Raw genomic sequence first — 8,225 nt, 5'->3', positions numbered from 1 at the left:
GCGACGGGAGCAGCGGCGGCGGCAGCCGGCGCGCCCGCGCCGCTCTCGGCCTTCAGCCGTTCGAGCTTCGCGCAGATCGTCGCGGCGGCGGCCGCGTCCGGTTCGGCGCTCGCGCGGTAGTCGACGAGCTGGTCGGACAGCACGTCCTTCGTCTCCAGGAACGCGTCGACCATTTCCTTGGTCAGCGTCAGCTCATGGTTGCGCGCGCGGTCGAGCAGCGATTCGAGGATGTGCGTCGTATCGGTCAGCGCGGAGAAGCCGAACGTCGCCGCACCGCCCTTGATCGAATGCGCGGCGCGGAAGATCGCGGCCAGATCCTCGGGGTCGGGCGAACCGACGTCGAGGTTCAGCAGCAGCTGCTCCATCTGTGCGAGCAGCTCGTCCGCTTCGTCGAAAAATGTCTGGTAGAACTGAGTGATGTCGAGAGTCATGCCCGGTCCCGGGTTGAATGCGTCGCGTGAATATCAGGAGGCGGCCGGCTCGGACAACGTCGCGACCAGGTCGACCAGCACGGCGGGGTCGATCGGCTTCTCGATCCAGCCGGTCGCGCCCGCGTCGCGTGCGGCGTCCTTGAACGCGTCGCTGCCTTCGGTCGTCAGCACGAGGATCGGCGTTTCCGTATAGGCAGTGAGCTTGCGCAGCGCGGCGATCACTTCCAGCCCGCTCTTGCGCGGCATGTTCTGGTCGGTCAGCACCAGGTCGTACGGCACGGTGGCCGCCAGGTCGAAGCCGGCCTCGCCGTCCGGCGCCACCGTCACGTCGTAGCCGGCCTGCATCAGCGTTGCCTGCAGCAGCGCACGCATGGTCGCGGAGTCGTCGATGGCGAGAATGGTTCGGATCATGTCTGTCTCGGAATCTCGTAAACGTCAGGGTTTCGGCACGGCGACGGCGGACGCCGCGAGCGCCGGGCGCACGGCCGGCGCCGGGGCCAGCTGCTGCGCGAGCTGCTGCGAGCCGGCCGCATCGGCCGACAGCGTCGTGGTCGTCGCATCGTCGCGCATCAGCGCCTCTTCGGATTTGCGGTTCAGCACGATCACGCTGATCCGGCGGTTTTCCGGATCGAGCGGGTCGGCCTTGTTCAGGTTCTGGGTCGACGCGAGGCCGAGCACGCGCAGCACTTTCGCCTCGCCCATGCCGCCGGCGATCAGCTCGCGGCGCGACGCGTTCGCGCGGTCGGCCGACAGCTCCCAGTTGCTGTAGCCGCCCTCGCCGCCCGCGTACGGCACGGCGTCGGTGTGGCCCTGGACGATGATCCGGTTCGGCACGTCGTTCAGCGTCTTGCCGATCTCGCGCAGGATGTCGCGCATGTACGGCTCGACGTGGTCGCTCGACATCGCGAACATCGGCCGCTTCTGCGAATCGACGATCTCGATGCGCAGCCCCATCAGCGTGGAATCGATGCGGATCTGCTGCTTGAACTGGCGCAGCGTCGGGTTGGCCTCGATCGCGGCCATCAGCTTGATCTGCAGGTCGTGCAGGCGCGCCTGCTCGAGCCGGTCCTGCGCGGCCTGTGCGTTCTGCGCCTGCGAGCGGGAATGCTCGTCACCCATCTTCGCGAGGCGTTCGGCGAGCTGCGTGGTGCCGTCGGTGCGGCGCAGCGTGCCGGCGTCGACGCTCGACAGGTCGCGGCCGCCGCCGTTGATGATGCTGGAATCCTGCGAGCTGCGGTCGCCGTTGCCGAACAGCGCGGCCTTCAGCGGCGTGTTGAAGTATTCGGCGATCCCCTTCAGCTGCACCGGCGTGACCGAGCTCAGCAGCCACATCAGCAGGAAGAACGCCATCATCGCGGTCATGAAGTCCGCGTACGCGAGCTTCCATGCGCCGCCGTGGTGGCCCTTCTTCGCCGGGGCCACCCGCTTGACGACGATTGCGCGATCCTTGCTCTTGCTCATTGGGCGCTCCGCGTCACTTTGCCTTCACGCGGCGCACATGTTCTTCGAGCTCGGAGAACGACGGGCGCTCGGTCGAGAACAGCACCTTGCGGCCGAACTCGACCGCGATCGCCGGCGCATAGCCGTTCAGCGTCGCGAGAATCGTCACCTTGATGCACTGGAACATCTTGGTCGACTCGGCGACGCGCTGCTCCGCGAGGCTCGCGAGCGGCCCGATCAGCCCGTACGACAGCAGGATCCCGAGGAACGTGCCGACCAGCGCCTGTGCGATCATCGCGCCGAGCACCGCGGGCGGCTTGTCGGCCGACGCCATCGTGTGGACGACGCCCATCACGGCCGCGACGATACCGAACGCCGGCATCGCGTCGCCGACGCGCATCAGCGCATGCGCGGGGCCTTCGCCTTCCGCGTGGTGCGTCTCGATCTCCTCGTCCATCAGGCTCTCGATCTCGAACGCGTTCATGTTGCCGCCCACCATCAGGCGCAGGTAGTCGGTCAGGAATTCGACGATGTGATGATCGGCGAGGATCTTCGGATATTGCGTGAAGATCGGGCTCTTTTCCGGATCGTCGATGTCGGCCTCGAGCGTGAGCGTACCTTCCTTGCGCGCCTTCGCGAGCAGCACGTAAAGAAGCGCCATCAGCTCCATGTAGACATCCTTCGTGTATTTCGAGCCCTTGAAGAGCGTCGGCAGCACGCGCAGCGTGGCCTTGATGGTCTTGCCGCCGTTGCCGAGGATGAACGCGCCGACACCGGCACCCACGATCATCAGGATCTCGACCGGCTGGATCAAGGCGCCCAGATGCCCGCCTGCCAGCGCATAACCGCCGAAGACGGACAACAGCGTCACGAGTGTTCCCACGATAATCAGCACTGCCTGTCCCTCACGAATGACCGGCGGGGAGACCGCCGTTAAACAGGTTTACGGCAGTCGGCAGGAAAACTTTCGCGGGCGGCCAGGCGGCGGCCCGACGGTGTTTACCAGCAATTCGCAGACGATTCGCGCCGCCCGGCGCGGCCTGAACGCCCCGCCCGGCGCTGCTCAGGCCGCGGCAGCGGCCAGTTCGGCGCGCGCGGCGGCGGCCTTGCGGGTCTTGCCCGCGCGCGACGGCGGCTGGCAGAGGCCGCAGACGAAACCTTGATGCGGATCATGCGCATGCGCGACGAAGTGACCGCCGCAGCGCGTGCACGGGGTCATCTGCAGCATCCCCGAATCGAAGAAGCGCACGAGCGTCCACGCGCGCGTGAGGCTCAGCGCGGCCTCGTCGCCGGACAGGTTCACGTGCTCCAGATAGAGCCGGTACGCCTTCACGATCGACTGGATCGGCTCGCAGCGGCCGTGGTCCTGCATGAACCGGTAGATGTTGTAGAACAGCGACGAGTGGATGTTCGGCTGCCACGTCATGAACCAGTCGGTCGAGAACGGCAGCATCCCCTTCGGCGGCGACACGCCCTTCAGTTCCTTGTACAGCTTGATCAGACGGTCCCGCGACAGGCTCGTCTCCGCTTCCAGCAGCTGCAGCCGGGCGCCCAGTTCGATCAGTTCGATGGCGAGGGTGATTTCCTTCACCTCGATCACGACGCTTTTGCTTGCCATGGTGATAACCGTCCGCTTGACGTTATTCGGATGGATGGCCAATACGCTGCCCACCGGCGCGGCACGCCGGGACACACGCAAGGCGGGATGGATCAGCGGACGCCTTCGACCTGCTGCCCGGCCATCAGGATGGCCGAGTGGGCGTGCGCGACGACATCGCTGCGGCCCTTGTCGGCGAGCGACGAGAGCAGCGCGTGATCATCGAAGCGGAAGCGGCACAGCATCTGGTTCGACGCGGCCAGCTTCACGGTCTGTGCGAGCGTGAGGTTGGCGAGCAGGTCGGCGAGTTCCTGGGAAATGCCCATGCGGAACATGCCCATCGCCTTGTCTTCCCGCAGCAGGCGTTGCGCGAGGAGGAGGTACGACAGGTTGACCTCTTTGATCTCACTGAGCATTTCGCTGGTAGCGCTCATGATTCCCCCGTTAAAGAGCTTTGCTTTGGCCATTCGTGTTATGAAAACGTTTGCTCGATCAGGGCGCTCTTGGCGCTCAGTCGGCTCGTTTATAGTCTTACAGGGCGAATTTTGGCCAAACGGCATGTGCGCCGGTATCAGCGAAGTGGCGTATGCCGCGCAGGATTTGTCTGTAAACCGTGTAGGAATTTTTCCGACAAAGCGAATTGAAAGGCTCGATTGGGGAAACGGCTGGCAGCGCGAATTCGGCTGTGATGTGTCCGATGGCCTCCGCTCGGTAGCGGAAGGCTTGCCGGCAAGGCTGCCGGCAATCGGATCGGTAAAAATTATAGTGCTTTTTCACGAAGACGCAACAATAGTTGCGTCTATCTCCGTTTCTGTTTCCGCGCCCTTTTTATCGGGGTTTTCGCGTATTTCATCGTGTAACAAGCCTTAAGTGTTTGAAAAAACACTCGAACCCCTCAGGGCGATATCGATAATGGACTCCAATGGGCGGCGGCGCGAGCCGTGCCGGCCCGCCCCGCAGCTTGCCGTCCGGCGCCCCGCGCACCCCGCCCAGGGCACGGCCACGTACCGCCAACCGCGTACGCCGGCGAGTTCCGCAACGTTGCACGCGATCCGCACCGGCGCGCCCGCGCCCCCCGGATCGAAACAGGAGAACCTCCATGCGAATTGCCCAGATCGCGCCGCTTTACGAAGCCGTTCCGCCGAAACTCTACGGCGGCACCGAGCGTGTCGTGTCCTACCTCACCGAAGCGCTCGTCGATCTCGGCCACGACGTGACCCTGTTCGCCAGCGGCGACTCCGTCACGTCGGCCCGACTCGAGGCGGCCTGGCCGCGCGCACTGCGGCTCGACCCGTCGATTCGCGATTCGATGGCGCCCCATATGCGGCTCCTCGAAAAGGTCGCCCGGGTCGCGCACGAATTCGACGTGCTGCACTTCCACCTCGACTACCTGCCGTTCCCGCTGATGTCGCGCCTCGACACGCCGTACGTGACGACGCTGCACGGCCGCCTCGACCTGCCGGAACTGCAGCCCGTGTTCGACGCGTTCCCGGACGCGCCGGTCGTGTCGATCTCGAACAACCAGCGCAAGCCGCTGCCGCAGGCCGCGTGGGCCGGCACCGTGTATCACGGGCTGCCCGACACGCTGCTCACGCCGCAGCCGGACGTGAAGCCCGAATACCTCGCGTTCCTCGGCCGGATCTGCCCGGAAAAGCGCGTCGACACCGCGATCCGGATCGCCGCGCAAAGCGGGCTGCCGCTGAAGATCGCCGCGAAGGTCGACAAGGCCGACGCCGACTACTTCAAGGAAGTGATCGAGCCGCTGCTCGACCAGGCGCACGTCGAATTCATCGGCGAGATCAACGAGGCGCAGAAGCCCGCGTTCCTGTCCGGCGCGAAGGCGCTGCTGTTCCCGATCGACTGGCCGGAGCCGTTCGGCCTGGTGATGATCGAGGCGATGGCCTGCGGCACGCCGGTCGTCGCGTTCAACCGCGGCTCGGTGCCCGAAGTGATCGAGGACGGCGTGACCGGCTTCATCGTCGAGGACGTGCAGGGCGCGGTCGGCGCGCTGCACCGGATCGACAGCCTGTCGCGCACCGCCATCCGCGAACGTTTCGATACGCGCTTCAGCTCGAAGGCCATGGCGCGGCGATATGTCGAAACTTACGAATCGCTTTGCACGGGAGCCCGTCAACCGGCATTGCGCCGGGTCGCCGGCGCCTGACGCGGAATGCCGCAAGGAAATATGCCGTAATCCAATCCGCGCCGAAATTGGCGCGGATAACAAAAGAGCCGCATCTCGATGCGGCTCTTTTGTTTGGGCTTTCGGTCATTCGATGAGGAAACGATCGCGGTTTTTACCGACGATCCAATTCGGCGGCTTGCCCCGCCCGCTCCAGGTCGCGCCCGACTTCGGATCGCGGTATTTCGGGGGCAGCGGCGCCTTCTTCGGCGGACGCCCGCGCTTCGCTCGCTCCGCGAAGCCCAGATCCTGGGCAGTCAGCCCATATTCGGCAATCTTTTGCTGGACTTCCGCAATCACCGCCGCCACTTCCTGGCGGCGCACATCGTCCGCCTGGGCCTGCAGATCGGCGATCTGCGCCTTGAGCTTCGCGTATTGAGACATTTTTTGACTCCCCTTTTGATGATGCGGCCCCGGCGAATCCGGCCGGGACACCAACATCCGTTACGCCATCCGCACTGCCGCCCTACCCTTCGAAATTAATGCTGTCATCTTTAACCGAATCGGCTATATCGAGAATGCGGACTTATTCTAATAAAAGGCATTCGTCAGCTATTCAAATTTAACAATCGTTGACCCTCCCCCACCCGATTCATTTCCTATAATCCAGACCAATTCCGGGTGACGGTTTAAATCCGTCGCGTCGTCCGGTTGTCTTCAATCCACTTGAACGAGGTCCTTACATGAATCTTTCTCAGCGTCTCGCTGCAGAGGTATTCGGCACGTTCTGGCTGGTGCTCGGCGGGTGCGGAAGCGCCGTGCTGGCCGCCGCCTTTCCGGGCCTCGGCATCGGCTTTGCCGGCGTCGCACTTGCCTTTGGCCTGACTGTGCTGACGATGGCATTCGCAATTGGCCACATTTCGGGCTGCCACCTGAACCCGGCGGTGAGCGTCGGCCTGACGGTCGCCGGCCGCTTCCCCGCACGGGATCTCGTGCCGTATATCGTCGCGCAGGTGGTCGGCGCGACGCTTGGTGCATTCGTGCTGTACCTGATCGCGACCGGCAAACCGGGCTTCGACGTCGTCGGCAGCGGCTTTGCGACGAACGGCTTCGGCGAGCGCTCGCCCGGCCACTACGCACTCAGTTCGGCGTTCATTTGCGAAGTCGTGATGACGGGCTTTTTCCTGTTCGTGATCCTGGGCGCCACCGACAAGCGCGGCGTGCCGGCCGGCTTTGCGCCGATCGCGATCGGCCTGTGCCTGACGCTGATCCACCTGATCTCGATTCCGGTCACCAACACGTCGGTGAACCCGGCCCGCTCGACCGGCCCCGCGCTGTTCGTGGGCGGCGATGCGATCGGTCAGCTCTGGCTGTTCTGGGTGGCACCGATCATCGGCGCGGTACTCGCCGGGATCATCTATCCGCTGGTCGCGGGGCGTGACGACGCCGTCGACCTGCTGCCGGCATCGGCTCGCACAAGCGAATAAAACACTACGGGGTCAAGCGAGCAGAGCAGCGAGCCTCACGCTGTCGAAGAAGATCGAGGCAAGTCATTTCGACGGGCGCCACTGGCGCCCGTTTTTCATTTCCGCCCCCGGCGGGACGCTCAGGAGGCGGCGACGTTGTCTTCGAGCGAGAACAGCGTGCGCAGGTGGCGGGCGACGCCCGCATCGAAGTTGTTGCCGATCCGCGGGATGTGCGGGAGCCGCGCGACCAGGTCGGGATTCGCGTTGTTCATCATGAACGCGTGGCCGGCGGTTTCGAGCAGGTCGATATCGTTCATGTTGTCGCCGAACGCGATGCAGTGGCCGGTGTCGACGCCGAGCCGTGCGAGCACCGAGCGCAACGCGCGGCCCTTCGACACGTTCGCGGTCATCACCTCGAGGCAGTCGGGCAGCGAGTACGTGACGTACAGCGCATCGCCGAAGCGCACGCGCATCTGCTCGGCGACGACCGCCAGATCGGCCGGATCGCCGATGTACAGCACCTTCGCGATATCCGCGCCGTCATGCGCGGGCATGTCGATCACGTCGTAGCGGAAGCCCGAATCCTGGTGGAATTCGAGCAGGTGCGGCGCATCGCGGTCGATCAGCCAGCCCTGGTCGGTGAACAGGTTGACGATCACGCGGCCGTGCGCGCCGACGACCTCGGGCTGCACGAGGCCGCGGACGATCGCCGGATCGATGTCCTGCGCGTGGATCGTCGTGTCGTCCGGCGCATGCACGCGCGCGCCGTTCGACGTGATCAGGTACGGCCGGATGCCGAGCACGTCGCGAATGCCGGCGACATCCGCGTAATGGCGCCCGGTGGCGATCACGAACTGCAGGCCGTCGCGGTCGAGCCGGCGGACGGTGTCGATCGTATACGGATCGAGCTGGTGGTCGCTGTTCAGCAGGGTACCGTCGAGATCGGTGGCGATGACTTTGTACATGGGACGGAAGAATGGCGCTCAGGGCTCTGCGGAACGGCCATTCTAACGTCGGGCCCGGTTGCCCGCCGGACGGTTCCCGGCCGACTGCCGCCCGCGGCGCGGTTGCGGTGCGCTTTCCTCCCGCCTCGACACGCCGTCAGCGCCCTTCCGCCGCCCGCAGCGCCTGCAGCGCGAGCCGCAGCGCGCCGTGCGTCGCGCGTGCGC

11 protein-coding genes are annotated in these 8,225 nt (G+C 65.2%); 3 read left to right on the top strand and 8 right to left on the bottom strand.

Translation table 11 applies throughout. The annotated features are described in order from the left end of the window. From G3N96_RS36370 to flhD, 6 genes are all read right to left on the bottom strand, one after another. A partial coding sequence (locus G3N96_RS36370; protein ID WP_206140185.1) for an Hpt domain-containing protein occupies positions 1-431 on the bottom strand: 431 nt, incomplete at its 3' end. Positions 432-464: 33 nt separating this feature from the next. Beyond that, positions 465-842, bottom strand: coding sequence for a response regulator (locus tag G3N96_RS36365; RefSeq protein WP_011350594.1), 378 nt, complete (start codon positions 840-842; stop codon positions 465-467). A gap of 24 nt (positions 843-866) precedes the next feature. Then, complete coding sequence (gene motB / locus G3N96_RS36360; protein ID WP_124584427.1) at positions 867-1,892, bottom strand: flagellar motor protein MotB; 1,026 nt, start codon at positions 1,890-1,892, stop codon at positions 867-869. Between the two features lie 13 nt (positions 1,893-1,905). Beyond that, complete coding sequence (motA, locus tag G3N96_RS36355; RefSeq protein WP_011350592.1) at positions 1,906-2,766, bottom strand: flagellar motor stator protein MotA; 861 nt, start codon at positions 2,764-2,766, stop codon at positions 1,906-1,908. Positions 2,767-2,934: 168 nt separating this feature from the next. Further along, positions 2,935-3,489 (bottom strand): flagellar transcriptional regulator FlhC, encoded by a 555-nt coding sequence (gene flhC / locus G3N96_RS36350; RefSeq protein ID WP_034209584.1) that lies wholly within the window; start codon positions 3,487-3,489, stop codon positions 2,935-2,937. 92 nt (positions 3,490-3,581) lie between these two features. Continuing rightward, positions 3,582-3,902: a flagellar transcriptional regulator FlhD gene (gene flhD, locus G3N96_RS36345; RefSeq protein WP_039346834.1), complete on the bottom strand. Its 321-nt coding sequence runs from the start codon at positions 3,900-3,902 to the stop codon at positions 3,582-3,584. Between flhD and G3N96_RS39790 the strand changes: the two genes are divergently transcribed. Both G3N96_RS39790 and G3N96_RS36340 read left to right on the top strand, forming a co-directional pair. Further along, entirely contained in the window at positions 3,901-4,338 is a 438-nt protein-coding gene (locus G3N96_RS39790) for a hypothetical protein (protein ID WP_277399478.1), read from the top strand. The two genes, flhD and G3N96_RS39790, sit on opposite strands and share 2 nt — an antisense overlap. 229 nt (positions 4,339-4,567) lie before the next feature. Then, a complete protein-coding gene (locus G3N96_RS36340) occupies positions 4,568-5,632 on the top strand; it encodes a glycosyltransferase family 4 protein (protein ID WP_124584425.1) in 1,065 nt (354 codons plus the stop codon). Between the two features lie 105 nt (positions 5,633-5,737). Here the strand turns inward: G3N96_RS36340 and G3N96_RS36335 are convergent, their stop codons facing one another. Next, the gene (locus G3N96_RS36335) at positions 5,738-6,034 is read right to left on the bottom strand and encodes an H-NS histone family protein (protein ID WP_021162849.1); all 297 of its coding nucleotides are present in this window, start codon (positions 6,032-6,034) and stop codon (positions 5,738-5,740) included. A 299-nt stretch (positions 6,035-6,333) separates the two neighbouring features. On the opposite strand from G3N96_RS36335, the gene aqpZ reads away from it, so the two are divergent. Continuing rightward, positions 6,334-7,077 (top strand): aquaporin Z, encoded by a 744-nt coding sequence (gene aqpZ, locus G3N96_RS36330; RefSeq protein WP_089424232.1) that lies wholly within the window; start codon positions 6,334-6,336, stop codon positions 7,075-7,077. Between the two features lie 119 nt (positions 7,078-7,196). On the opposite strand, the gene G3N96_RS36325 is transcribed toward aqpZ, so the two are convergent. After that, positions 7,197-8,021: a Cof-type HAD-IIB family hydrolase gene (locus G3N96_RS36325; RefSeq protein ID WP_089493889.1), complete on the bottom strand. Its 825-nt coding sequence runs from the start codon at positions 8,019-8,021 to the stop codon at positions 7,197-7,199. Between the last annotated feature and the right edge of the window lie 204 nt (positions 8,022-8,225).

The sequence above is a fragment of the Burkholderia sp. Se-20373 genome (genome assembly GCF_017104705.1).
Lineage (GTDB): Bacteria > Pseudomonadota > Gammaproteobacteria > Burkholderiales > Burkholderiaceae > Burkholderia.
This window is presented reverse-complemented; position numbering and strand designations above follow the sequence as displayed.